The sequence below is a fragment of the bacterium genome (assembly GCA_035559435.1).
In the GTDB taxonomy this organism is placed as follows: Bacteria; Zixibacteria; MSB-5A5; order WJJR01; family WJJR01; genus JACQFV01.
Map to the genome: position 1 here is coordinate 1 of DATMBC010000085.1, position 1,522 is coordinate 1,522.

Here is a 1,522-nt window from a genome sequence, read left to right on the forward strand (position 1 = left end):
GACTCCTCGCAATGACGGGTGGCGGGCATCCCGTGAATGCCCGCCATCACACGGGGGCGTATTGCACACGCCCCTACGCATGGCGCGCCGATGTCAACCTGCGGACCTGCCCCACCCTCCGTCATTGCGAGCCCCGCGCCATCCCGCAGCACTGTGAGCGCGACGGACACGTGAGGGGCGAAGCAATCTTTGTTTCCCCACCACCGGGGCAAAAAGGATTGCTTCGTGGTCCGCCGCCGGCAGACTCCTCGCAATGACGGGTGGCGGGCATCCCGTGAATGCCCGCCATCACACGGGGGCGTATTGCATACGCCCCTCCCCCCAGCGGCCGCGCTGGCGTTGGAACGGCGGAAGCGATGATCGCTCCCCCACAAAAAAACGCCGCCCCCGCATCACGGGGGCGGCGCCATTGTTGCCTTGCCGAAACGTCGACTACTTCATCAACACCATCTTGCGGGTTGTCATCTCCGCGCCCGCCTGCAGGCGATAGAGGTAGATGCCCGACGGCACCTGCGCGCCGCTTACGTCGCGGCCATCCCAGGAAACCGAATGCGGTCCGGCGGCCTGGAACTCATTGACGAGCACGCCCATCGACTGGCCGAGGATGTTGAAGATCTCCAGCCGCACCGAGCCGTCTTCCGGCAGCGCATACTGGATCACCGTGCCGGCGTTGAACGGGTTCGGGCTGTTGGTCAGGCCGAAGTCGCCGGGCACCATCGCCACCTTCGGCAGCGACGTCAGATCGCCGATGACCCGAATGCAGTCGCTGGCGACAAACTCATCGCCATCCTCGGTCAGGCCGGTCAGCGTCAGCAACACCTCTGTGCCGTGCGACAACGGCGCGATCGCCGCGAGAATCTCCGACAGCTGGAACTTGAGCGTCATGTCCATGATCCGGTCCGGACCGGCGGACGTGCATTCGCACTCCTCCGGATCCATCACCGGGCGCGACACATTCTCGAAGCTCCAGCGCAGCGGCGCCACGCCTTCGAGACGCACCGTCATCGGATCGATCTCGTGCACATCGAAGTCCATCGTGCCGAGGATCGCCACCGGCAACACGGCCTTCGACTTGTTCCAGTTGCGTTCGACGTTGACCGGATTCGGGCACGATCCCGGCTTGATATCCAAAACCGCTTCGAGCTGGCCGCCTTCGGTCTCCACCGTCACCGTGAAGGTGCAGGTGTCGGCGTTGCCCGCCAGGTCGGTCCCGATCACCGTCACCAGCGTCGCGCCGACCGGGAAGCAGAAGCCCGACGGGGGCGCCGCCGTCAGACTCTGCAGCCCGCAGAAATCGAACGCCGAGGCGACGTGGTTGACGGCCACACACGTCTCCCCTTCCTGAATAGTGATGGTGGTATCGCCGGGGCAGGTCACCGTGGGCGGTGTCAGATCACGCACGGTCACCGTCGAGAGGCAGACCGCTGAGTCGCCTTCATCGTCGTGCACAACCAGCGTCACATTGGTTTGGCCGATTGGATACGGCCCGGCCGGATACTGCGCCAGCGTCACCGCTCCGCCG

Annotated in this window: 1 protein-coding gene; it reads right to left on the bottom strand. The window is 65.2% G+C overall.

Going from position 1 to position 1,522, the window contains the following annotated elements:
* Positions 1 to 432 precede the first annotated feature (432 nt).
* Positions 433 to 1,522: HYR domain-containing protein (locus VNN55_10370; protein ID HWO57957.1), on the bottom strand; the 1,090-nt coding region annotated here is incomplete at its 5' end.